Annotated in this window: 20 protein-coding genes and 2 pseudogenes; 12 read left to right on the forward strand and 10 right to left on the reverse strand. The window is 35.3% G+C overall.

The features are described from left to right. Positions 1-30: 30 nt before the first annotated feature. The 11 genes from P700755_RS15975 (at position 31) to P700755_RS16025 (ending at position 16,431) form a co-directional block, all read left to right on the forward strand. On the forward strand, positions 31-1,554 hold the full coding sequence (locus P700755_RS15975) for an MFS transporter (RefSeq protein WP_015025671.1): 1,524 nt from the start codon (positions 31-33) through the stop codon (positions 1,552-1,554). After that, the gene (gene pgmB, locus P700755_RS15980; protein ID WP_015025672.1) at positions 1,547-2,206 is read left to right on the forward strand and encodes a beta-phosphoglucomutase; all 660 of its coding nucleotides are present in this window, start codon (positions 1,547-1,549) and stop codon (positions 2,204-2,206) included. Before P700755_RS15975 ends, pgmB begins: the two co-directional genes overlap by 8 nt. A 20-nt stretch (positions 2,207-2,226) precedes the next feature. Then, positions 2,227-4,512 carry a glycoside hydrolase family 65 protein gene (locus P700755_RS15985; protein ID WP_015025673.1) on the forward strand — a complete coding sequence of 762 codons (2,286 nt, stop codon included), beginning with the start codon at positions 2,227-2,229 and terminating at the stop codon, positions 4,510-4,512. 18 nt (positions 4,513-4,530) lie between these two features. Then, positions 4,531-6,639 carry a glycoside hydrolase family 97 protein gene (locus tag P700755_RS15990; RefSeq protein WP_015025674.1) on the forward strand — a complete coding sequence of 703 codons (2,109 nt, stop codon included), beginning with the start codon at positions 4,531-4,533 and terminating at the stop codon, positions 6,637-6,639. Between the two features lie 9 nt (positions 6,640-6,648). Further along, on the forward strand, positions 6,649-8,544 hold the full coding sequence (locus P700755_RS15995) for a glycoside hydrolase family 13 protein (RefSeq protein ID WP_015025675.1): 1,896 nt from the start codon (positions 6,649-6,651) through the stop codon (positions 8,542-8,544). Positions 8,545-8,623: 79 nt separating this feature from the next. Then, positions 8,624-10,051, forward strand: coding sequence for an alpha-amylase family glycosyl hydrolase (locus P700755_RS16000; RefSeq protein WP_015025676.1), 1,428 nt, complete (start codon positions 8,624-8,626; stop codon positions 10,049-10,051). 106 nt (positions 10,052-10,157) lie between these two features. Next, positions 10,158-11,144, forward strand: coding sequence for a 6-phosphofructokinase (gene pfkA, locus P700755_RS16005; protein WP_015025677.1), 987 nt, complete (start codon positions 10,158-10,160; stop codon positions 11,142-11,144). A gap of 30 nt (positions 11,145-11,174) precedes the next feature. Continuing rightward, positions 11,175-12,170, forward strand: a complete 996-nt coding sequence (gap, locus tag P700755_RS16010; protein WP_015025678.1) for a type I glyceraldehyde-3-phosphate dehydrogenase — start codon at positions 11,175-11,177, stop codon at positions 12,168-12,170. Positions 12,171-12,232: 62 nt separating this feature from the next. Then, positions 12,233-13,093 (forward strand): BadF/BadG/BcrA/BcrD ATPase family protein, encoded by an 861-nt coding sequence (locus P700755_RS16015; protein ID WP_015025679.1) that lies wholly within the window; start codon positions 12,233-12,235, stop codon positions 13,091-13,093. Continuing rightward, complete coding sequence (gene pgi, locus P700755_RS16020; protein WP_015025680.1) at positions 13,094-14,728, forward strand: glucose-6-phosphate isomerase; 1,635 nt, start codon at positions 13,094-13,096, stop codon at positions 14,726-14,728. A gap of 164 nt (positions 14,729-14,892) precedes the next feature. Continuing rightward, positions 14,893-16,431, forward strand: coding sequence for a YifB family Mg chelatase-like AAA ATPase (locus P700755_RS16025; protein ID WP_015025681.1), 1,539 nt, complete (start codon positions 14,893-14,895; stop codon positions 16,429-16,431). A gap of 230 nt (positions 16,432-16,661) precedes the next feature. Here P700755_RS16025 and P700755_RS21135 read toward each other — a convergent pair. The 10 genes and pseudogenes from P700755_RS21135 to P700755_RS16075 form a co-directional block, all read right to left on the reverse strand. Next, positions 16,662-16,784: pseudogene (locus P700755_RS21135) on the reverse strand (hypothetical protein); the annotation flags it as partial. Positions 16,785-16,823: 39 nt separating this feature from the next. Then, positions 16,824-17,807, reverse strand: a complete 984-nt coding sequence (locus P700755_RS16030) for a hypothetical protein (protein WP_041758452.1) — start codon at positions 17,805-17,807, stop codon at positions 16,824-16,826. Positions 17,808-17,920: 113 nt separating this feature from the next. Continuing rightward, entirely contained in the window at positions 17,921-18,607 is a 687-nt protein-coding gene (locus P700755_RS16035; protein ID WP_015025683.1) for a hypothetical protein, read from the reverse strand. Between the two features lie 33 nt (positions 18,608-18,640). Beyond that, on the reverse strand, positions 18,641-19,180 hold the full coding sequence (locus P700755_RS16040) for an FRG domain-containing protein (RefSeq protein ID WP_041758453.1): 540 nt from the start codon (positions 19,178-19,180) through the stop codon (positions 18,641-18,643). Between the two features lie 2 nt (positions 19,181-19,182). Beyond that, positions 19,183-19,392, reverse strand: a complete 210-nt coding sequence (locus P700755_RS16045; RefSeq protein WP_041758455.1) for a hypothetical protein — start codon at positions 19,390-19,392, stop codon at positions 19,183-19,185. 541 nt (positions 19,393-19,933) lie between these two features. Further along, positions 19,934-21,010, reverse strand: a complete 1,077-nt coding sequence (locus P700755_RS16050; protein ID WP_015025686.1) for a serine hydrolase domain-containing protein — start codon at positions 21,008-21,010, stop codon at positions 19,934-19,936. Between the two features lie 123 nt (positions 21,011-21,133). Further along, positions 21,134-22,396: a group II intron reverse transcriptase/maturase gene (gene ltrA / locus P700755_RS16055; RefSeq protein WP_015025687.1), complete on the reverse strand. Its 1,263-nt coding sequence runs from the start codon at positions 22,394-22,396 to the stop codon at positions 21,134-21,136. Positions 22,397-23,179: 783 nt separating this feature from the next. Next, on the reverse strand, positions 23,180-23,863 hold the full coding sequence (locus P700755_RS16065; RefSeq protein ID WP_015025689.1) for a hypothetical protein: 684 nt from the start codon (positions 23,861-23,863) through the stop codon (positions 23,180-23,182). A gap of 152 nt (positions 23,864-24,015) precedes the next feature. Further along, the gene (locus P700755_RS16070) at positions 24,016-24,687 is read right to left on the reverse strand and encodes a hypothetical protein (protein ID WP_245535957.1); all 672 of its coding nucleotides are present in this window, start codon (positions 24,685-24,687) and stop codon (positions 24,016-24,018) included. A gap of 59 nt (positions 24,688-24,746) precedes the next feature. Next, positions 24,747-24,905, reverse strand: coding sequence for a hypothetical protein (locus P700755_RS16075; protein ID WP_041758460.1), 159 nt, complete (start codon positions 24,903-24,905; stop codon positions 24,747-24,749). 307 nt (positions 24,906-25,212) lie between these two features. On the opposite strand from P700755_RS16075, the pseudogene P700755_RS16080 reads away from it, so the two are divergent. Then, a pseudogene (locus P700755_RS16080) lies at positions 25,213-25,536 on the forward strand (transposase); the annotation flags it as partial. Positions 25,537-25,859 lie beyond the last annotated feature (323 nt).

The following is a 25,859-nucleotide window of genomic DNA, read 5'->3' on the forward strand; positions in this document are numbered from 1 at the left end:
GGCTTATCGTTTTAACTTAAATTAGACGATATGCAAAAGCGAAAGCTTAGTTTTTGGGAAATCTGGAACATGAGTTTCGGTTTCTTAGGAATACAATTTGGATTTGCCCTTCAAAATGCTAATACTTCTCGCATTTTTGAAACTCTCGGGGCCGACGTAGAAGACATTCCCATTTTATGGATTGCTGCCCCAGTTACTGGCTTGGTCGTGCAACCTATTGTAGGTTATTTCAGTGATAAGACTTGGACCAGATTGGGTCGCCGTAAGCCATACTTTTTAGTTGGAGCACTACTAGCCTCCATCGCTTTATTTTTAATGCCAAATTCTCCAGAATTATGGATAGCTGCAGGAATGTTGTGGATCATGGATGCGTCCATCAATATCTCCATGGAACCCTTTCGAGCTTTTGTAGGTGATAATTTACCAGAAGAACAGCGCACATTAGGCTTCGCTATGCAGAGTTTCTTTATTGGAATAGGTGCCGTTGTAGGTTCTGCTTTACCTTATGTTTTAACCAATTGGATGGGGATCGATAATACAGCACCAGCTGGAGAGATTCCAGATTCTGTAAAATGGTCCTTTTATGTAGGAGGTGTGGTCTTTTTTCTCGCTGTCCTTTGGACGGTTTTATTTTCAAAAGAATATTCTCCAGAAGAGATGGAAGCCTTTGAAAAAGAAAGTGCTGCTATCACAATAGAACCCAAAACTGAACAAGAAATTCGTAAGAATATAACGACCCAGCAGAAATCTGGTTCGATCATGATTCTGGTGGGTGCCATTGTTTCGTATGTAATTTATGCCAATGCACTCACCAAGGAACTTTATATCTTATTTATAGGACTTATCATTGTTGGAGTTTTATTTCTCATCGTTTCCGAATTAAGAAAAAAAAGCGTGAGAAATGGCTTTACGATCATCGTTTCAGACTTGTTGAACATGCCTAAAACGATGAAACAATTGGCCTGGGTTCAATTCTTTTCATGGTTTGCCTTATTCTCTATGTGGATCTATACCACTCAAGCCGTCACAGGTCATGTGTTTGATACACGAGACACCACTTCAAAAATTTACAATGATGCCGCCGACTGGGTTACGGTGATGTTTACTGTATACAACGGTGTTGCAGCTATCGTAGCTTTTGCTTTACCTGTTCTTGCAAAGAAAACGAGTAATAAATTCACCCATATGTTGGCTCTTATTTTGGGAGGTCTTGGTTTAATTTCTATTTATTTTATGACGACCAAAACAGGGCTAATTATTAGCATGGTAGGAGTTGGAATAGCCTGGGCTTCTATACTTTCCATACCTTACGCGATGCTCTCTGGCTCTTTACCGTCTTCCAAAATGGGCTATTATATGGGAGTTTTTAATTTTTTTATTGTGATTCCACAAATAGTAGCCTCTACGATTTTAGGCTTTATCGTCTCCAACCTGTTTGAAAACCAACCTGTATATGCCCTAATTATAGGAGGTGTTTCTATGATTGCAGCAGGATTATTTACCCTAAAAGTAACTACAAATTCAAGAATAGACATAAATCACAACAATGACTAAAGCATTTATATTCGATCTCGATGGGGTCATCGTAGACACTGCGAAATTTCATTATTTAACATGGAAAAACTTAGCGGACTCTCTAGGTATTCCTTTTTCTGAAGAGAAGAATGAACAGTTAAAAGGGGTTTCCAGAGCAAAATCCCTTGAGAAAATTTTAGAATGGGGTCACAAAATTCTTCCTAAAGCTGAATTTGAATCTCTTATGTTTAAAAAAAATGAAGAGTACTTGTCATTTGTCAATCAAATGACTGAAAAGGATATACTTCCTGGAGTTATGAAAACTCTAGACTACCTTAGGTCTAATGGTTATGCTATAGCCTTAGGATCTGCTAGTAAAAACGCTAGGCTAATCCTATCTAAAGTTGGTCTTGAGGCTTATTTTGAAGAGATTATTGACGGAAACGAAGTCACTAAAGCCAAACCCGATCCCGAAGTTTTTCTAAAAGGAATCGATGCCCTTGGAGGTACTCCCAAATATGCTATTGTCTTTGAAGATTCTTTAGCAGGAATTGAAGCTGCAAACACAGCATGTATGACTAGTGTTGGCATAGGTGATAAATCTATTTTAAAAGAGGCAGATTTCAATTTTCAAGACTTCATTGAAATCGATAAATCTGTAATTGAAACGTTGATTAAATTCAAGAAATAAATTATTAAACGACTAAAGTTATGAATCAAGATTATATCACACCAGACCAATGGTCGATTAAAGAAGACGGATTTGAAATTGATAACGTTCAATCTTCAGAGAGCTTATTTAGTATAGGAAATGGCTCGATGGGACAACGTGCCAATTTTGAAGAAACTTATACAGGGCCAAGCTTTCAGGGAAGCTATATTGGAGGCGTCTATTATCCAGATAAAACTAGAGTTGGCTGGTGGAAAAACGGATATCCAGAGTATTTCTCTAAAGTGCTAAATGCACCCAACTGGATAGGAATTAATGTGATGGTCAATGATGAAACCCTTGATTTGTTTAGCTGTAAAAAGATAGATAAATTTAGTCGTGAACTCAATATGAAAGAAGGCTGGCTTGGCAGAAGTTTTGAAGCAACACTTCAGAACGACACCATTGTAAAAGTAAATGTCAAGCGGTTTTTGAGTTTGGAGCATGAAGAATTGGGTGCCATAAAGTATGATATTACTCCTTTAAATACAAAGGCGAAAATCACTTATCAACCTTATTTAGATTCTGGGATTACAAACCAAGATACCAATTGGGATGATCAGTTTTGGCAAACCACTTATAAAGAAGTTGACCAAAACCAGGGGTTTATAAGATCTCATACGCTTAAAACCTTTTATGAGGTTTGTTCTTTTATGGAATCTAAGGTATTTCTTAATAGTAAAGAACTAAGCACTCAGGGGGAATCTCTTCAAAAAGAGATGGAGGTTTCCATTTCATTTTCAGAGTATGTGGCCAAGGGGAGCACATTCAGCATTCATAAATTTGCAGGCTATACGACCTCTTTAAATCATGATAAAACAGAACTTATTTCTGCAGCAAAATCCATCTTGAAAATGGCGGCTGATAAGGGTTTTGATACTTTGCTTCAATCTCAAAAAGAAGCTTGGGATAAAATTTGGCAAATGAGTGATATTACAATTGAGGGGGATGTGAAAGCCCAGCAGGGGATTAGGTTTAATATTTTTCAACTTAACCAAACCTACACGGGGACAGATCATAGATTGAACATTGGTCCAAAAGGATTTACTGGAGAAAAATACGGTGGAAGCACTTACTGGGATACCGAAGCCTATTGTATACCTTTCTATATGGCTACCAAAGATCAACATGTCGCTAGAAACTTATTGAAATACAGATATAACCACTTAGGTAAAGCCATTGAAAATGCAGAAAAACTCGGTTTTTCAAATGGTGCTGCTTTATATCCTATGGTCACTATGGATGGAGAGGAGTCTCATAACGAATGGGAAATTACCTTCGAAGAAATACATCGAAATGGTGCTATTGCTTATGCGATTTTTAATTACCACCGCTTTACAGATGATTATTCCTATATCCAAGAAATGGGTCTGGAAGTTTTAATAGCCATTGCTAGATTTTGGCATCAGCGATCTACGTTTTCTAAGCCTAAGGATAAGTATGTTATTTTGGGGGTTACAGGGCCTAATGAATATGAAAATAATGTCAATAACAACTGGTACACCAACTATATAGCAAAATGGTGTATTGAGTATGCAGTAGAGAATATTAGAAAAGTCGAAAAGGAATTTAAAGACGATTATGGAAGGATTTTCCAGAAAACGGGATTAACGACTACCGAAGTTGATGACATGCTTAAAGTAGCAGAAAACATGTATTTCCCCTATTCAGAAGAACATGGCGTTTATTTACAGCAGGAAGGATTCTTAGACAAAGAGATGGTGAAAGTTGATGATTTGGATAAGAATCTGCGTCCTATCAATCAAAATTGGTCCTGGGATAGAATTTTACGTTCACCATATATCAAACAAGCAGATACGTTGCAAGGATTTTACTTTTTCGAACATCATTTCAAGACAGAAGACCTCGAAAAGCATTTTGATTTCTATGAGCCATTTACAGTTCATGAATCTTCGCTTTCTCCATGTGTTCATAGTATTCAAGCTGCACTCTTAGGAAGAATGGAACAAGCTTATTCGTTTTATCTAAGAACATCGCGTTTGGATCTAGATGATTATAACAAAGAAGTGAAAGAAGGATGTCATATCACGAGTATGGCAGGCACATGGATGAGTATTGTAGAGGGTTTTGGCGGTATGCGTGTCAAAAATGATCAGCTTCACTTTTCTCCAAAAATCCCTAAAGAATGGAGGTCGTATTCTTTCAAAGTAAATTTTAGAAATCACATTTTAAAAGTCAATGTGAGTCATGATAGAACAGAATTCACTTTAGAGAAAGGGGAAGCTCTAGCTGTAGACCTAGACGGAAAAACAATCGAAGTAGCTTAACTTAAAAAACAAATGATTATGAAAAGTACAATTGCTTTAATCGCGGTCTTGTTAGTATCATTGTCCTCTACGGGACAAGAACTCAATTCGCCAAACTCAGACTTGACAATGAGTTTTGAGCTTTTAACTGATGGAACACCTACCTATACCTTGCACTATAAAAACAAGGAAGTTATTGCCCAGAGCAAGCTAGGCCTGGAGCTAGTCAATGAGAGTATGTCTTTGAGGAACGGTTTTAAAGTTTCAAATATCGAGACTAATTCATTTGATGAGACTTGGACACCAGTTTGGGGAGAGCAAGCCGAAATCAGAAATCATTATAATGAGTTGGCCATCACTTTGGAGCAACCAGAAAAAGATAGACATATTATTATCCGTTTTCGGTTATATAACGAAGGTTTGGGCTTGAGGTATGAATTTCCTCAACAAGATAACCTGGTGTATTTTGTGATTAAAGAAGAACATACCGAATTTGCCATGACGGGAGATCACACGGCGTTTTGGATTCCTGGTGATTACGATTCTCAAGAATACGATTACACCACCTCTAAACTTTCAGAAATTAGCATCAGGTTTGATGAAGCACTTACGGGTAATGCATCACAAGAGCAGTTTGCTAAAACAGGAGTACAAACGTCGTTAATGATGAAAACCAAAGACGGTCTTTATCTCAATTTACATGAAGCGGCACTTAAAGAATATTCCCTCATGAACCTTAATTTGGATGAATCTTCAATGATATTCAAATCTTGGTTGACTCCAGATGCTGTAGGAAATAAAGGTTACATGCAAGCTCCAGCAGTTTCTCCATGGAGAACTATAATAGTGAGTGATGATGCAACAGATATTTTGGCGTCCAATATGACTCTGAATTTAAATGAACCTAACCAGCTGGAAGATACCTCTTGGATAAAGCCAATAAAGTATATGGGCGTTTGGTGGGAAATGATCACAGGAAAAAGCAGTTGGAATTATACCGATGAACTACCTTCTGTAAAACTAGGAGAAACAGATTATCTTAAAACTAAGCCTAATGGAAAGCATGCTGCTAATACTGATAATGTAAAAAGATACATCGACTTTGCCTCAAAGCATGGTTTTGATGCACTGCTTGTGGAGGGCTGGAATGAAGGTTGGGAAGATTGGTTTGGAAAGTCTAAAGACTATGTTTTCGACTTCGTAACGCCATATCCAGATTTTGATGTCGAATTGATTCAAGAGTATGCCGCTTCCAAAAATATTGAAATGATGATGCACCATGAAACGTCTGGAGCTGTACGTAATTACGAGCGTCATCTCGATACAGCTTATCAATTCATGAATACATATGGCTATACTTCTGTAAAGAGTGGTTACGTTGGGGATATTATTCCAAGAGGCGAACACCACTATGGTCAATGGGCCATTAATCACTTTTTATATGCTGTGAAAAAGGCTGCAGATTATAAGATCATGGTAAATGCTCACGAAGCCGTGAGGCCAACAGGATTGAGAAGAACTTATCCTAATTTAATTGGAAACGAATCTGCAAGAGGGACAGAATTTCAAGCCTTCGGTGGCTCAAACCCCAATCATGTTACAATTTTGCCTTTCACAAGATTAATAGGAGGTCCTATGGATTATACCCCAGGAATTTTTGAAATGGACATCAGCAAATTAAACCCTGATAATAATTCACATGTCAATGCAACTATTGCCAACCAATTGGCTTTATATGTTACAATGTATAGTCCATTGCAAATGGCTGCAGATTTACCAGAAAACTACAATCGTTTTTTGGATGTTTTTCAATTCATAAAGGACGTGGCTTTAGACTGGGACGAAAGCCATTATCTGGAAGCAGAACCAGGCGAATATATCACCGTAGCCAGAAAGGCTAAAGGTGAAAACAACTGGTTTGTTGGAAATGTAAATGGAGTTACTCCTAGGTCAACTCAATTGAAGTTGGATTTCCTAGAGAAAGGGAAAACTTATGAAGCAATCATTTATGCCGATGCTAAAGATGCACATTATAAAACAAACCCACAGGCCTATAAAATTTCTAAAAAGAAAGTGACTTATCAATCTACTCTGAAATTGAATTCTGCACCTGGTGGTGGTTTTGCGATTAGTATAATGGAACACTAAATTTTAGATATGAAACATAGGAATTTTTTAAAACCACAAGTATTTGCTTTGGGATGTTTTTTTCTTCTGAATTTGTTTTCAGTGGAATTCAATGCACAAGATTTAAAAATTGAACCTCCTAATTGGTGGATTGGCATGCAAACAAATGATTTGCAACTTTTGGTTCATGCAAAGCATATCTCAACCTATCAGCCTGAGTTGAATTACGCCGGAGTTGAATTGATAAAGGTTCATAAGGCAGATAGCCCAAATTACTTATTTTTAGATGTAACTATTTCAGAAGAAGCAAAAGCGGGAACGTTCACTATCAACTTCAAAAGAAAAGGGGAAAAGAACTTGAAGTTCATTTACGAGTTAAAGCAAAGAGAAAAATCAGCAGAAGAGTATGTAGGTTTTAACCACACAGATGCAGTGTATTTAATCACACCAGATCGTTTTGCAAATGGCGATCCTAGTAATGATGTTGTAAAAGGGCTTAAAGAAGCTAAAATGAATCGCGATAATAACTATGCAAGACATGGTGGAGATCTACAAGGAATTATAGATCATCTGGATTATATTTCGGGAATGGGATTTACCAGTATTTGGTCTAGCCCGTTGTTAACAAACGATATGAACTCCTCTTCTTATCATGGTTATGCGATCACCGATTTTTATGAAGTAGATCCCCGATTTGGAACTTTAGATTTATATAAAGAGTTATCTCAAAAAGCCTCTGAACAAGGAGTTGGTCTTATCATGGATATGATTGCCAACCACTGTGGAAGTGAACATTGGTGGATGAAAGATTTACCCTTCAAGGATTGGCTCAACTATCAGGAACTTTATGAATCTGGTCAAAACATACCAAACTCCAATCATCGGAGATCAATCAATCAAGATCTATATGCCTCAGAATTGGATTCTAAAATTATGCACGAAGGTTGGTTTGTACCAACTATGCCCGATTTGAATCAGCGGAATCCATTTTTAGCAACCTACATCATTCAAAATAGTATTTGGTGGGTTGAAACTTTAGGTTTACACGGGATTCGTCAAGACACCTATCCGTATCCAAATAAAGCCTTTATGTCCAATTGGGCAGGAGCTATTATGGAAGAGTATCCCAATTTCAATATAGTTGGAGAGGAATGGACGACAGACCAACTACTCGTAGGATATTGGCAGGATGGAGCAAAAAATAAAGACGGATACAAGTCCAATTTAAGATCTACAATGGATTTTCCTATGCAGATGAAAATCGTGCAGGCCTTAAATGATGATAGCAAGGGTTGGGGGAGCGGTTTGATGAAAATTTATGAAGGTTTAGCTAACGACTTTTACTATGCAGAGCCTAAGGATATTATGATTTTCGCAGATAACCATGATATGGATAGAATTTTCACTCAGTTACAGGAAGACATTGATAAGACCAAAATGGCGTTGGGGCTTATGTTAATTCTACCTAGAACACCTCAAATCTATTATGGCACTGAAATTTTAATGGAGAATTCAGAAAAGCCCGGTGATCATGGGTTAATAAGAACTGATTTTCCTGGCGGCTGGGCCGGAGATGAAGTGAATGCGTTTACGGGTCAAAACCTTAGTAGCGAAAAAGCAGCCTTTCAATTGTTTTTAAAAAACATATTGAATTTCAGAAAAAATTCAGAAGCTATTTTAGAGGGGGAAATGGTTCATTTTGCACCTTCCAATGGTATTTATCCACTATTCAGAATTCATGAAAATGAAGTGGTGGCGGTATTTCTAAATACCAACGAAAGTAAAACTATTATAGACTTAAATGTATTTGAGGAGTTAGATCTTCAGGATACTTTATTTCAAGATATTTTGGGTGAAACTGATTTTACCTGGAAAAAAGAACTTCAGTTAAAACCTGGGTTTTCTGTTTTTAGTGCAAAGCTGTAAGAAGGCTTTATTAAATTCAGAATAAAAGAAAAATACTTTTACATCGCTAAATAAAACTATCAAATTAAAACCCGATAAAATGAAGATAATCCAATACGTAAGCTTAGTGATATTGTCAACATTAGTGCTAGCTTCTTGTCAGCAAAAAAAAGAGGAAGAGTCTAAGGCTTTAGAGCCAATTTCTAATGAAATTCTAGAATCTTCTGTGATTTATGAAGCTAATATTCGTCAATATTCACCTGAAGGAACCTTCGAAGCTTTTACAAAAGATATTCCCCAGCTTAAAGAATTGGGCGTAAAGGTAATTTGGCTAATGCCTATTTATCCTATCTCTATGAAAAACAGGAAAGCTACTGCAGATTTATCGATTGAAGATATTGAGGATCCTGAAGAAAAGGAAAAGTACTTAGGGAGTTATTATGCAATTTCAGATTATACCGCAGTTAATCCTGATTTCGGGACATTAGATGATTTTGATAAGTTGGTAGACACTGCTCATGAAAACGGTATGTACGTTATCCTCGATTGGGTGGCAAACCATACAGGCTGGAACCATGAATGGATAGAAAAACACCCAGACTATTATCATAAAGATAAAGAGGGGAATGTCACCGACCCTATTAACCCAGATACAGGTGAATCTTGGGGATGGACAGATGTTGCTCACCTGAATTATGAAAGCGATTCGCTTTGGATAGCGATGAAGGATGAAATGTTATACTGGGTAAAAGAAAAAAACATCGATGGTTTTAGATGTGATGTAGCTGGTAATGTCACTACAGATTTTTGGAATTATGTCGTTCCAGAGTTAAAGAAAGAAAAGCCAGTATTTATGTTAGCTGAAAGTGAAGATAAAGAGTTGTTTTACGAAGCTTTTGATATGGGTTATAATTGGGAAGGTCATCATATTATAAACGAAATTGCTCAAGGTAAAATGTCAGTGAAAAATTGGGATGAATACATGGCCAAAATTGATACTACTTATCAGGATGATGATTATTTGATGAATTTTATAACTAACCATGACGAGAATTCCTGGAATGGTACCGTTAAGGAACGATTGGGAGAGGCTTCAGAAACTATGTTAGCGCTTACCTATGCCTTGCCGGGCATGCCTTTAATATACAGTGGACAAGAATATGGTATGAATCATAGGTTAAAGTTTTTTGAGAAAGACACAATACCCAAAACTAAAGGAGAAACCTGGAAGACCTTAGAAAAGCTAGGCGCTTTAAAAAACAATCGAAAAGTTCTGCATGGAGCTAAGAATGGAGCTTCTTATAAGCGACTATCGACTTCAAACGATGAGCATATTCTGGCTTTCCAAAGAGAAAAGAATGGCGATACATTTATATTTATAGCTAACTTTTCGGACAAGAAGCAAGAGTTTATGATTTCAGTTTCTGGAGATTTTGTAGATTATGAATTATTTGATGAGGTAAGTTTAAAAACTGATGAAATTCACAATTTTGAGGCTTGGGAACACAAAATTTTATTATCTAAGTAAAAATTGACTATTTTTTATAAAATTTTAATAATGTTTATCTTTCGAAATCGTTTTAGTAGATAACTTAATTAGTGAGAATCTTATATTTAAAATATATTTGGAAAAAATGAGTAAGAAATTAACTAAAATAGCTGTTTTAACATCCGGCGGTGATTCCCCTGGGATGAATGCAGCAATAAGAGCAGTTGTAAGAAATGCTGCTTATTGTGATCTCAAATGTGACGGTGTTTACAGAGGTTACCAAGGCTTAATTGAAAATGAATTTATCGAATTAGGTCCAAGGGATGTCAAAAACACTATTAATAGAGGGGGTACTTTTCTAAAGTCCGCTCGTTCAAAAGGCTTTATGACCAAAGAAGGTCGGCAAAAAGCCTACGATAACTTAATGGCTAGAGATGTAGATGCTCTTGTGGTTATAGGGGGTGATGGAACATTTACAGGGGCTTCTATTTTTAGTAAGGAATTCGATATTCCTATTATTGGTATTCCTGGAACCATAGATAACGACATCAATGGAACCGACTATACTATAGGCTATGATACAGCGCTTAATACAGTTGTCGAAGCCATAGATAAAATTCGAGATACAGCAAGTTCTCACGATCGCTTATTTTTGGTAGAAGTTATGGGCAGAGATGCTGGCGATATCGCTTTAAATAGTGGGATAGGTGCAGGTGCTGAAGAAATTCTAATTCCTGAGGAAAACATGGGCATAGAGCGTCTGTTGGAATCTCTTGATAAAAGCCGTAAAACGGGTAAAACGTCTAGCATTATAGTCGTCTCTGAAGGAGACCAAATTGGTAAAAATATTACTGAGGTGGCAAATTCTATCCAAACTAGGCTTCCAGATTATGAAGTAAAAGTAACTGTACTTGGTCATATCCAACGGGGAGGTTCTCCAAGTTGCTCCGATAGGGTTCTTGCCAGTAGATTAGGAGTAGGAGCTGTTGATGCATTGCTGGAAGGATATTCTAATATTATGGTTGGCATAGAACACAAAAAGATAGTTTACGTTCCCTTTGATACGGCCATTAATATTAAAAAAGTATTAGATAAAGATTTGATAAGAGTTGCAGATATTGTATCCTCTTAAATATATATTAAACCTTAAAATTCAATAATTATGACAAAAATAGGTATTAACGGTTTCGGCCGTATTGGTAGAATTGCTTTTCGCATAGCGATGGATAATAAAGATGTAGAAATTGTAGGAATAAACGATTTACTTGATGTCGATCATTTGGCTTATATGCTTAAATACGATTCTGTTCACGGAAGATTCAACAAATCTGTAGACGTTAAAGATGGACATTTAGTTGTAGATGGAAAAACAGTTAGAATTACAGCTGAAAGAGATCCAAAACAATTAAAATGGGATGCTGTTGGTGCAGAAGTTATTGTAGAATGTACAGGAATCTTTAATGATAAAGCTTCAGCTTCTGCTCACATTGTTGCAGGTGCTAAGAAGGTAGTCATTTCTGCTCCGACCAAAGATACTCCTATGTTTGTAATGGGAGTGAATCATAAGGACGCAAAAGCAGAAGATACAGTTGTGTCTAACGCGTCTTGTACAACGAATTGTTTAGCTCCTTTGGCAAAAGTAATCAATGACAATTTCGGAATTGTAGAGGGCCTAATGACGACAGTTCACGCAGCAACCTCAACACAGTTTGTAGTAGATTCTCCATCTGCCAAAAATTACCGTGTTGGTAGAAGTGCCATGAATAACATTATTCCTACAAGTACTGGTGCCGCTGTAGCAGTGACTAAAGTTATACCTGAATTAAAAGGTAAACTAACAGGAATGGCTTTTAGAGTTCCAACAGCAGATGTTTCTGTAGTCGACTTAACGGTTAGAACAGAAAAATCAGTCTCGTATGAAGAGGTAAAAGCTGCAATGAAAAAGGCTTCTGAAGGAGACTTGAAAGGAATCTTAACCTATACAGAAGACGAAGTTGTATCTCAAGATTTCGTATCTCATTCGGGTATATGTAACTTCGATGCGAATGCTGGTATTGCACTTAATGATAATTTCTTTAAGCTCATTGCTTGGTACGATAATGAATGGGGATTCTCTGCAAAAATGCTTGATTTAGCAGTTCATATTGCAAAAGTTTAATTTTTAATTAATCACAAAAGCTTGAATAGGTTACTGTTCAAGCTTTTTTAATATATAAGACTATGATACTTATTGCTGATGGTGGGTCTACAAAGTGTGATTGGATTTTATTGGATGATGAAGGAGAAGTTGTAACCAAAACTAGAACTAAAGGATTAAATCCTGCTGTTTTTAAACCCGATATTTTAAAGTCTCGCTTACAAGAAAATGATGCACTAAAGCAAATTATTCCTAAAGTGAGCAGAGTTGATTTTTACGGAGCAGGTTGTGGCACTCCGACACCCATAAAAAACTTAAAGGGAATTTTAGAAGACTACTTTAATAATGCTGAGGTGAATGTTGAAGAGGACATGGTTGCTGCTGCATTAGCGGCGACTACAGAGCGCGGTATCGTCTGTATATTAGGAACTGGATCTAATTCTTGTTTTTTTGATGGTAAAAAAGTCCACATGGAAGTGGAGTCACTTGGTTATGTCTTGATGGATGAGGCCAGCGGTAACTATTTTGGTAAACGTTTAATACGCGACTACTATTATAAGACCATGGGAAAAGATATGAGTAAAGAGTTTGCTAAACGTTATGATCTCTCAGCAGACTCTATAAAACGAAATGTATACAAAGAAGATAACCCCAATACGTATTTAGCCTCTTTTGCTGAATTTATTTTTACTGCACAAGAACGAAATGGGTATTTTTATAAATTGATTTATGAAGGGATGGAAAAGTTTATTGAGCGCAGAGTGATGTGTTATAAACAAGCTCAAAATGTCCCTATCCATTTTATAGGTTCAATTGCTTTCTTTTCTGAGGATATTATTCGTGATGTTGCTAAACGTTACCATTTAAACATTGGAAACGTCATCAGAAGACCTATCGATGGTCTTATATCTCATTATAAAAAAAATGTTCTAAAAGTTAAATAAATGCCACTACACACAAAGTCTCCTTTAGATTCAAAACACTGGAAAGCTTTAGAGACTCTTTCAAAAAAAGACTATGATTTGAAGCCACTATTCGCTTCAAACTCTAATAGATTCAAAGATTTCTCTATTCATTCTGATGATTTTCTAGTGGATTATTCCAAAAACTTACTCGATAAAGAAGTTTTAGATCACTTAATACACTTAGCAAAAGAGGCGGGTTTGGATGAGGCTATCAATAGTTATTTTGAAGGAGACCTCATCAATCAAACCGAAGGCAGAGCTGTATTACACACAGCTTTAAGAGCCTCTAAAAACAACTCGGCTAAAGTTGAGGGTAAAGATGTTTATGGAGATGTACAAGAGGTATTGTCCAAAATTAAAGATTTTGCAGACCAGGTAAATTCTGGTGAACGCGTATCTTTTAGTGGAGATAAATTTACAGATGTTGTCAATATTGGTATCGGTGGTTCAGACTTAGGCCCACAGATGATTGTAGATGCTTTAGCCTACTACCAAAAGGATATAAAACCTCACTTTGTTTCCAATGTTGATGGAGATCACGTGATGGAAACCATAAAAGGTTTAAATCCCAAAACAACACTTTTTCTTATTGTTTCTAAATCCTTTACTACACAAGAAACTTTGACGAATGCTAATACTCTAAGAGACTGGTTTTTAAAGTCAGCCTCCCTACAAGATGTTAAGCATAATTTTGTAGCTGTTTCTACCAATATAAAAGCAGTAGAAAACTTTGGAATAGATAAAGACAATATTTTCCCGATGTACGATTGGGTTGGCGGAAGATTTTCTCTATGGAGTGCTGCGGGTCTATCGATAGCAGTTAGTCTTGGTTCAAAACATTTTCAAGAGCTTTTGGAGGGTGCCGAAGAGATGGATCACCATTTCAAGACCACAGATTTCAAGACTAATATTCCAGTTATTCTTGCTTTACTTGGTATCTGGTACAATAACTTTTTGAAAGCTGAAAGTGAAGCTGTTATTCCGTACACCCAATACTTACAAAAACTAGCTTCTTATCTTCAACAAGCTTCTATGGAAAGCAATGGTAAAAGCGTGGATAGAACTGGACAGAAAACGACTTATCAAACGGGTACACTTGTTTGGGGTGAACCAGGAACAAACTCACAACACGCGTTTTTTCAGTTAATTCATCAAGGAACCAAGTTGATTCCTTCAGATTTTATTGGATATAAAATTCCATTGCATGGTAACAAAGAACATCATGATATATTGATGGCCAATTATTTTGCCCAAACAGAAGCATTGATGATTGGAAAATCTAAAGAAGAAGTTACAAAAGAGCTTCAAGACTTAGGTATGAAAGAAAAGGATATTCAAAAGCTACTCCCTTTTAAGGTTTTTGAAGGTAATAAGCCTACGACTTCAATTTTAATGGATAAGTTAACTCCAAAGTCATTAGGTAAATTGGTAGCGATGTATGAACATAAAATCTTTGTTCAAGGTGTTATTTGGAATATATTCAGTTATGACCAGTGGGGAGTGGAACTTGGCAAACAACTAGCCAAAAACACGTTGAAAGATATCCAGTCTTCGACTATAGAAGGCTCCCATGATGCTTCTACTAATGCTTTATTAAAGCACTTTAAGGCTTAGGTTGTTCTTTATAAGTTTTAACTAAACCCGAAATGCTTGCATTTCGGGTTTTTTATGTAAGATAATTTGGGAATATATATTTAAATACTTAAAAATCAGAGCAATCGCACGATATGTTTTTAAAAAAGCATATTTTTAGTAAGCTAACTTTTAATCTATGTATTATGCTAGTTAAAGTCTTTGGAAGTTCGGTTTTTGGAGTAGATGCTGAAATAATTACCGTTGAGATTAATATGGAAAAGGGGATAGGCTATCATCTCGTTGGCCTTCCGGATAATGCTATTCGCGAAAGTAGTTTTAGAATTCAGGCGGCACTCAAGAATACAGGCTTTAAGTTTCCAGGGAAGAAAATCATTGTTAATATGGCGCCAGCAGACATGCGAAAAGAAGGATCTGCTTATGATCTAACTTTGGCTTTAGGAATTCTTTCTGCTTCCAATCAAATTAAATCTGAGGAGATTGGCAATTATATCATTATGGGAGAATTGTCTCTAGATGGGAGTTTACAGCCCATCAGAGGAGCTTTGCCTATTGCTATAAAAGCAAAACAAGAAGGCTTCAAGGGTTTTATTCTACCAAAACAGAACGCCAAAGAGGCTGCTATTGTAGATGATCTGAAGGTGTATGGTGTCGAAAGCATAAGTGAAGTCATTAATTTCTTTGACAAAGACGAACCCTTAGAGCCAACAAAAATAAATACAAAAGAAATCTTTTATAATAACCTAGCTCATCCAGAATATGACTTTGCAGATGTTAAGGGCCAAGAATCCATAAAGCGGTGTATGGAAATTGCAGCAGCTGGAGGACACAATATCATTATGGTAGGGCCACCAGGCTCTGGTAAAACCATGCTGGCAAAACGCTTACCTAGTATTCTCCCACCAATGAGTTTGCAAGAAGCTCTTGAAACGACCAAAATACACTCCGTAGTAGGTCGTGTAAAAGAAAATGTAGGCCTTATGGCAGAACGGCCTTTTAGAAGTCCACATCATACGATATCTGACGTAGCTTTAGTTGGTGGCGGAGCTTATCCTCAACCTGGTGAAATTTCTTTAGCACATAATGGCATTTTATTTTTGGATGAGCTCCCTGAGTTCAAAAGAACAGTTTTGGAAGTGATGCGCCAACCTTTAGAAGATCGCGAAGTCACCATTTCTAGAGCAAAATTCACGGTTACCTATCCCTCTAGTTTTATGCTTGTCGCGAGTATGAACCCAAGTCCAAGTGGTTATTTCAACGATCCAGATGCTCCGGTGACCTCTTCGCCAGCAGAAATGCAACGCTATCTTGGGAAAATTAGTGGCCCCCTTTTAGACAGAATAGATATTCATATAGAAGTGACTCCGGTTCCTTTTGAAAAGCTTAGCGATGAACGCAGAGGGGAAAGCAGCGTCGATATTCGTGATCGAGTGACAAAAGCAAGGGAGTCCCAAACGGAACGTTTTAAGGATTCTGAATCGGTGCATTATAACGCTCAAATGAGTGTGAAACACATTAAAACCTTTTGTAAACTTGAAGAATCCTCTAAAGCACTTTTAAAAGCGGCGATGGAAAAGCTTAACCTTTCTGCTCGGGCATACGACAGGATTTTGAAAGTAGCGAGAACCATAGCCGATCTAGAAGGTTCGGCGGATGTTACAGGAACACATATTTCTGAGGCGATACAGTATAGGAGCTTAGATCGTGATGGGTGGTTGGGTTAAATTTTTCTTAGGGCCTTAAATTTAAAACTCTATTTTTGGGATATTTTAAAGAATAACCACAGCTCAAAGTGGTTTTTTCGTTGGGCTGTAGTTGTATTTCCCATGTAATATACCCTGTTTTAGAATCGTATTCTGCTTTGTTATAAATTATGCCAATTTAAACCTATAATGTCAGAAAAAATCGTTTATTTTTCGCTTGCTTTTTATCAAAATAATTACTGCAACAATAGTTATTTTAATTCTTCCAATTTATTTTTAGCATTTATATTATTAGGGTCTAACACTAAAATCTTTTCATAGCATTTTTTTGCTTGTTCAATATTCCCAAAAACCTTGTGTGATTCAGCCAAACTATCCCAAGCATTTAATGATAGAGGATGGTTTTTTGTATTTCATTCATTTATTAGATATGTTTTTGTCACATCATCTTTTTTGATAAATAATAATTCACTTTCATTTTGAATATAATATTTATTCTCATTTTGAAATATTAATTCTCCTTTTACTTTTTCTCCATTTGAGAGTTCCAAGGAAATCTCATACTCTTTTGCTCCGCCAAAATTTGTTGGTATGTTAGGATGTATGTAAATACTGTATACAAACATACTATATACAATTAAGAAACCACCTGCTAAGTATTTGAAAAATTTCTCTACCACATTGTCATAATCAAAATGGTTTTCAGTGAAAAGCGATTTAGTCGGTTCAAATTCTTTTTCATTATTTTTCGCCAATTCTATTTTAGTTTGAACACTTTTGAATGAAAGAAAAATCCCAATAGTCAAGTACAAAAAAGTTGATTGAGATTTTGCGAATTGTTTAAATTCGGAAAAGTAATTATATGTATAAAAAAATGTTACAATGGTAACAAGGATTAATAACCATTTGAAAAAGGGAAAGCTTATTCGATGTACTAAAGTGTTTCTTTCTTTCTTTGAAAAAATTGCGTCAGACATATAAATAAAAAGGAACATTACTGGGACTCCAATCGATAAAGAGGATAGTATAATGTATTCTTTATCTTCAAGTAATTGGCTGTTAATATTAAGTTGGAAAAAAAGTCCTGAAACTATAATGAAATACTTGACTAATAGATGGAAGACTATTATAAAATATGGATGTTTCTTTAGATTCGAAATGTCTAATTTGAATTGAAAAATAATGAAGTATATAGATAAATAAATAATAAAGGTTATTCCTGTGAGGATATTTCGTGGTTGAAGTAAATTGAAATCAACAATGTCAAATTCCAATAAATACATATTGTTGATTAATATCCCAATACCAGTCAAGGCAATTGAAATAATTGATAATTTACCAATAATGGAATTCAGAAAACTTGAATTTTTTTTACTTGAACTTACTCTTTCTGTCATTTGTAATGTTTGGCTACTTTGTTGTCCGATATTAATTGATGTGATTGAGCATTTAAGTTTTAAATAAGCCAAAACAAAGCAATTAATTTTTTATAATGTTGTAATCAGTTTTTTTACATTCCTATCATTTTCTTTCCTAATTCCGTTATCAATTCCTTTGCTAAGTCAAAAAACACCTTCTTTATAATTGGCAGTCCATCTTTTCTACATAAGGCCCAGAATTTTGATAATTTTTTGACAACTTGATTTTTGGAAAGTTCTGTAAGATGTTCTTTTAAATTATTTGCTTCTTCTTTTGTTTCGGTTAAATCAATTTCAGGGTTTTCTTCTTCATACTTTTCTAAATACTTTATAGAAGAGTCTAAATATTTATCAATTAGAATTTGTCTTTTTAAATCAAAAGGTTTTTCATCAGCACCGTCTTCAATAATTTTATATTCTTGGAAAAATTCTTTCGTGTAATTCGTAGTAATTGGATCGTTGTCAAAATATTCAGTTTCATTAAACTGCTTTAACACATTTGACCAATTCTTAATTTGTTGATTTAAATCTGCATATTTATAAGTTCCTTCTCGTTTTTCTAAATTATTAGCAGATGTTGGTTTAAATTTTACATTATAATAAAATCCATTTTGATCTTGTGCATAAGAATTAATTTGAAAATAAAAGTCTGATTCGGAATCAACATCTTCATATCGAATGTAGCCTTTTTCAGGTTTTACAAGTTTTGATTCAGAAGGAACATTTTTCTTGTAAGTGTTTAATTGGCGAAGTATTTCTAAAGGATATTTCTTTTTCATTCAGGTATCAGTTCAGTTTTATATATTGTTCAATCAATTTATGTGTCTGCAAGTACCTTCTATTTCTGGATAAATCGTTTTATTATTCATTCCTAAAATATCTAACTTCAAGAGCATAGTTAATTTTTCGGATGCTGGAATTTCAATTAATGAAATTTTGTTTCCAAATTCTTTTTCCGAATCCAATTTTTTAAATTTATTGTCATTTAATGAATGAGCTGTAAACCAACCGTTTTGAGCAATAATCCTTTCATTGTTTAAGATCGGTCTAAAGATTTTAGACGAGCTTATTTCGTAAGGTGAGTGATTCTTATGAACATCAAGCATGTTTTCATCCGATTGCTTTAATATATAAACATATCCGGTGGATTCTTTACTTTCATTACAAGCAAACCATAATGAAACTAATGGGTTGGTGCTCCAATCGAGTAATTGTGTTGCAAGACCAAAATGTTGTGCGTAAACTAATAATTCCCAATCATTAAGATTTCCTGATTGTGTTAATTTATCTCCTCTTCTTTTAAGTTCATCAATCAATGATTTTTCCTTTCTTATAATATAAGTATTATCCATCTTCATAAAAATTTTGGAATCAAGGGATGATTTTTAGTTTGTCCTCTAAAGAGTAAAGACTCTGGAGCATTACTAACAATATCAACTTCATTTTTTTCATTTACTTTCAATGAACCATCATCATTATACGAAATCATAATACTATCACTTCTTCCAAGTGATAGAACTTCCTCTATAAATTTTTCAAATGTTTCGGTAATAACTTTGTGCATATTTCGATTTTTCATTAATTCTGAGTAACGTTTTGTTCACACCTTGTTTTTACTAGTATTCAGGCAAGCTTAATGTCACTCATTCTTGCATCTAAATTAGCAATTTGTTTTTGAAGTTCTATGACCTTTCTCTCTCTTTTTTGGTCAAGATGTTCATAAACAATAGGAGGATTGAATTGTTGATTTTTATAGAGCATATTCCGAAGTATAGGGGCTAATTTTCTTGCAGTAGCAGAAATAGCTACAGTCGCGGAACCACCAAAGGATTACAAGAAAATTATAAAGGATAAACTGGAATACAAAAATTAAAAAGCGGTTCTAAAAAGATAATTAGCAGAGTAATACCAATTTAGTTTTTAAATGTTGCATTAAAAATTTGAATTATACTACGACGTAGCTCAGTACAGATTTTTTACTTAGTTGAGGAAAAAAAATATAAGCATAGCGATAGTTACGGTTCTATTTTATGACGATTAATAAGTGAAAAATAAACTGATTTTATCCAACATTTAAACGCCAAATTGGTATTAGTAGCTGTTTCTTATTCTATTTTTGAATCCCAAACCAATTCGATCATTTTATAAAAATCGTTTTGGTTAAATGTGTATTTTTTTTCTGTATCCACTCTATGAACTAAAACTACTTTCGAAGAAGGATATATTCCCAACATATGCACATTGGTGCCTGTATGGTAAAAAGATGAACTTTTCCTAAACTCATTTTTCATAAGAACAGACCACAGCATTCCATAACCAATTCCATATCCTGGATTTGTTACAGAATAGGCTTTTGTACTTACTTCAATCCAAGATTTTTGAATTATCTGCTTTCCTTTCCAATTACCATTGTTAAGATATAGTTGTCCGAATTTAGCCATATCTCTAGCTGAAAGCCTAAAATGATAAGCTGGGTAATTTGATTTGCTCTTTTCATATTGATAAAAACCATCTACGTTAGGAATACTTGCATTTTCATCTTCACCATCAATTTGGGAATATTCACCTAAATAGTCATCCATACCAATTGGATCTGCAATTTCAGTTTTAAAAAGTTCAAACACACTTTTTCCTGCTGCTTGTTCTAGGATAGCTCCTAAAACGTTAAAATCCCAATTATTATAAAAATAGTTTTCATTAGGTATAAATTCGTCTCTTTCGGGTCTGTTTGAAACCATTCCACTAGAGTTTGCGGCAGCATCGTGATAAACTCCTGACCTTGCTTTCAACAAATCAATAATTCTAGCTGATTTTTCGTTTTCTGAAAGACTGGGTATAATATCATCAATATTCAAATCTTGTAATGTTGCCGTAGTATCAATTATTCCTTTCTCAACATAAATCCCATAAAGTGCACTTATAAGTGGTTTTCTTATTGAGTGAATTGTATGTTTATAATTCGTCTTTCCCCATTCAAAAATGATTTTACCATCAACTAATAAGATTAGTGATGAAGAACCTGCACTAGCTAGAAACTTCGAAAGTGAGTCAAGCTTTACAGCGGAAAAACCTAAACTTTGCGGAGTTGTATATTCAAAATTCTGTTCGTCTTGTGCAAAAGCTGAACATGTTAAAGAGGTAATAAATGTAATGGAAATTAATATTCGTATTTGGGTATTCATTTTTCGAGGCTCTTTAATTGATACTAACGGTTAGTAATCGAGTAGACAAGGGGAATTTCACCCCAAGCCTCTCACAGAACCGTGCTTGAAAGTCTCCCCTCACACGGCTCTTGTTGTACAAATCTAAGCGATAATGTTTATCTGAGAAAAGTTCCAATGGTAAAACAAAGTAGGAAATTGCTTTCTTACCGTTGCCAACCATTTGTACCCTTTCCTAATACTGGTTTTATAACGCTTATACCTTTTCCTTGCCCACCAAACTAATCGTTTACTTAGTAATCGAAAGACTTTTGTAAGTTCATACATCTTAAATTTACCATAGTAACGCACCCATCCCCTAATCATTGGATTAAGATATTGTGCCACTCCTACAATGCTTTTAAACGTAAGTTTATTTACCTTGAGTTCTTCGAGCTTGTCTGCGATTCGTTTTCTTGAACTAATACTTATAGCACAATCATAACCTAAAAATAGCTTTCTCTTTTTCTTAGAATAAGCTGTTCTTGGTTGAAAAGAGTATCCCAAAAAATCAAATCTGACCATTGGGTGATTTTCTTTTCTTCTGTAATCTCGGCAATAGACAATTTTTGTCTTTTGTGGATGTAATTCTAATCCTACCGATTCCATTCTTTGATGTACTAATTGCAGTATTTGTTCCGCATGAGCTTTTGTATTACAGTGTAATATCACATCATCGGCATAACGAGTGAAAACTACATTTTTGTCTACCTTTTCCAACCATGTATCAAAAGCGTAATGCAGAAAAAGATTTGCCAGTAAGGGACTGATTACTCCGCCTTGTGGCGTTCCTTTTCCTTTCCTTTGGGTCAGCTTTCCAGACTTTGTAACAACGGGTGCTTCCAGCCATCGTGTGATGTAGAGTTTAACCCAATTTTCAGGTACATGTTTCTCTACTGCAAGCATCAGTTTGTTATGGTCTATATTGTCAAAGAAACCTTTGATGTCTAAGTCAATTACCCAATTTTTTTTCCAACAATTTAATCTAACTTTTGATAATGCCTGATGGGCACTTCTTTTTGGTCGATAGCCGTAAGAATTTGGACTGAATACTAACTCTAATCTTGGTTCAAAAAACATTTTAACCACCATTTGCCCTACTCTGTCACTAATAGTGGGTATACCCAATTTACGGATTGTACCGTCTTTCTTTGATATCTCTACTTCTTTGACAGGTGGGGGGAAATAACTCCCTGATGCCATCCGATTCCAAAGTTTGTAAAGGTGTTTCCTGCGGTTGGCATCAAATTCTTGCATACCAATAGCATCTATTCCCGCACTTCCTTTGTTGGAACGCACTTTTTGATAAGCCTCCCAAACCATTAGGCGACTTATCGGTATTGATTTTGTTTCATTCCATAAATTCATCCTCACATTTTGTAAGTTGATTCGTAAAATGCAACTGTACAACTTAACCCCTTTGCTCCAGTTTCATTACAAAACCTTCTTCACTACTACGGATTAATCTGCCTCTGCTTATAACTTCGGTATTCTATCTCTCGATTGTTTCGATTGTATATTTCCCTTTGACTTGTAGCGAATCCTAATGCGGTAGCCTTACACAAGTCTATCATTCATAAGCAGTTTCCCAAGTTCCGTAAATAAGCCTGAATAAAGTTCTTGCCATCTGAATGACGCCAGTCTTACAGAAAATAAATAGGTTATCTCTGTAATTAATAGTATCAATACTATTACTTTTCACTCCGTATCATACTTCGTAGCTTTTGACTGGAGGTTCCTACTTCTCGACACCTCTTCAATGGTTCACTTTAGTTCAACTCCTTTATTCGTACCTGCTAATCTCCAGGACTAGATTCTCCTAAACGCTCAATACCAAGACTATTAATCAAAGCACCTTTAGGTGGTTTAAAGCCATCGCCTATACAACGACTCTGATGGATCTACCATCATCTTATCTACAGCATGCAGCCAGTTTAATGCCTTGGCTGATTCTTGGCACACTATGGCAAGTAGGGCAGTAGAAAGCGATAAACTTTCAAGTTTGCACTGAGCCAAAACGTTGTATTTTGTTTTTAATTTATTCATTCTTAAAAGCCAAATCAACGATTTGGCGGTGTTTGTAAATAGCACTGAACTTTCGTAAACCACCGAACGCCCTATTTGCTATATACAGTGTTAGCAGCTGCCTTTTTACTTTTCTCGATTTTCATAAAAATATTCACCAAGTTCAACAATTTTCATTTCTGTAGAGTCTTTCGCCTGATTCCTGAATTCGACTAAAAGCTTTTTGCCATTCTCATTATCAAATGCCTTTAGAGTTTCGTAAGCGTCTGCCCGAAAAATTTTCAATTCTGAAGTGTCAAAAAGAATATTTCCCATCAGTTCAGTCGCAGGTTGATAGTCAATTTTTTGAAGTCCAAGAATTGCATATCGTCTGAACTTCATTTCCTTGTCTTCAATTACCTCCATCAGTATTGGTCCAATTTGATAACCTGCTTCTTCAATCGGTCTGACAATATATCCTTCGGCAACTGATTGGTTATGAAAGACAGAGTAGTAATGGAAAGCACATTTTTTGTCGATTATTTGTCCAACAGTAAAGTGATAAGTTAGGGTTAATGCGAATACAAGTCCCGCTGTTTTGAATTTCCGTTTTCTTAGTCGGAGAAGTCCGAATACAAAGAGGTTCGCTGTTAATAACCAAAAAATTGTCTTGTAGAAGAATACAGAAGTCAATGCAATGTCGAGCATTAGCAAATCCTTTCCTTTTGGGTTCCAAGCGTAATTGTCTGTCCAAGTCCACATTTTCCATAATCCAATTACCAACAAAGTGGTAATCAGATAGGGCAATATTTTCTTGGTGAATGTCTTCATTTTAGGTTGCTGCTAACGTGTTTGTATATGGTTTGTTGCGTGTTTTAAGCAACTAATTTAGTAAATAATTACCGACCAAGAAAGTCCGCGAGGACTTTCGCAAATAGGCAAAAAGCCAGCAATAAATTATATACGGTGTTGCCCACAGTATTTTACTCAGTCAGAAATTTGATCGTATAATTAATTACAAAATCAGAAATAAATGATTTTATAAATTCATCATCGTTAGATTCATCGTTTTCTTTTAATTCCGCATATAATTTTTTGTATTCTTCTGTTTTTTCAAACATTTCGAATTGACGTTTTTTAAACTTTACAAACTCCTTATTTTTATATTTTCGAGCTTCATTAAAATTGCCTTTCTCAATTTCGAGAAGCCAATATTTACTATATGTAGATGCATAACCCATATGAACATATTCAACAATTTTTCCGTGTGGTAATATCAGAATTCCAGTGTACCAATCTATTTTAGCTTTCTCTTTATTTGGAAAAACTTGCTTAAATGCAGAAATCCATTTTGTATCATAATCATCTTCTGAATCCTCATCAGAAACTTCAATTTTAATATCAGTCAAGAATAATTGTTCGTCAATAATTTCAAAGTATGCTACGTATCCACGCCATAAGGCAGTTGACATCATTCCGCTTTGAGGTCGTTTGTCAGGGAATTTTTCAAAATATGGTTCGAGTGGGTTTGAATTCAGATTGTATTCAGTTCCTTTGAATGTAATTTTGTCAGGATATTGAGCAGTAACTATACTTTCAGCTTTTACAATTCCAATTGTAAGCACAATTAATATTAATGATAGCGTTTTTTTCATATTGTGGGCAACATCCGTATAAACCCCATTCAAATCTTCATTATAGGGTATATATCTATTTAGGACGTTGTTTTATTTTCATCTAAACTAACACTTTCATACATAGTATCCAATGGGCTTTTATTCATCGCTAAAACTCGAGTATAAATTTCTGCCGCCTTGAAGCTATTATGACCTAAAGCAGACAGGATATGTCTTAAGCTTGTTTCCCATTCCATAGGGGTGTGGAAAAACTATGACGTAAAGTGTGTGGGGTGCTCCAAGGCTTACCGGTGGTGCTTTTAAAGCTTTGCGATACATACTTTGATCTTTAGTTACTTTCGTTATTTTTAGTCATAAATTAATTATGCCTTGGTCACCTAAATTAGTTAAAACAGACTTTAAAAAACTACTTTTTTAATCATTTAAAGGTATTTAACCGTTAAGAACGGATAGACTTAAGTTATGTCCTTGCCGAGATGTTGTGAAAAATAAATGCAAACTTTGCTTAGTAGCCTATCGACTTATGATTGTTGTAAGATTATCAAAAAAACTACACTAACACTCTCCACTAAAGAGTTTATACGGCGTTTTCAACTTCATATTTTTCCCAAAGGCTTTACTCGAATAAGGCATTATGGATTTTTGAGCAGCAGTTGGAAAAAAGAGAAGTTGCCGCTATTACAACTGCAATTAAGAGATAAAAACTTGGCACACATATTAACCTTTGCCACTCAAGAGAAGTCCTTACATCGCTGTTGTCCGAGTTGTAAAAAGGAAACCTTGATCACTCTTTTTACCTTTGATAGTCGTGGTCCTCCAAAGGATTACAAACAAATTATAAAGGATAAACTGGAATACAAAAATTAAAAAACAGCATTAGCAGAGTACTGACTAAACTGAAGGAAAATGATAAAAAACAACAGATTTTAACACCAAAAAAAAGTGACCTCCCTAAAAGGTACCTTATTTATATAAGCAACTGAATAAAAAGGGATGCAAAGCACTCTAAAAACAACCTTCTCCTTTTGTAAGGTTCTTGCCAACTCATCGAATCCCCCTTACCAACAATTCTGAATCAGTCAACTAATCATATAGCTGAGTCCACTGAGCTTGCCTGTTGTGCCTTGTCAGGAAGGTCTGTCGAAGTGTTGACCTATCGGCACACCATATGCTTAGTTATTACCTGCTGT

The organism is Psychroflexus torquis ATCC 700755 (genome assembly GCF_000153485.2).
GTDB classification, from domain to species: domain Bacteria; phylum Bacteroidota; class Bacteroidia; order Flavobacteriales; family Flavobacteriaceae; genus Psychroflexus; species Psychroflexus torquis.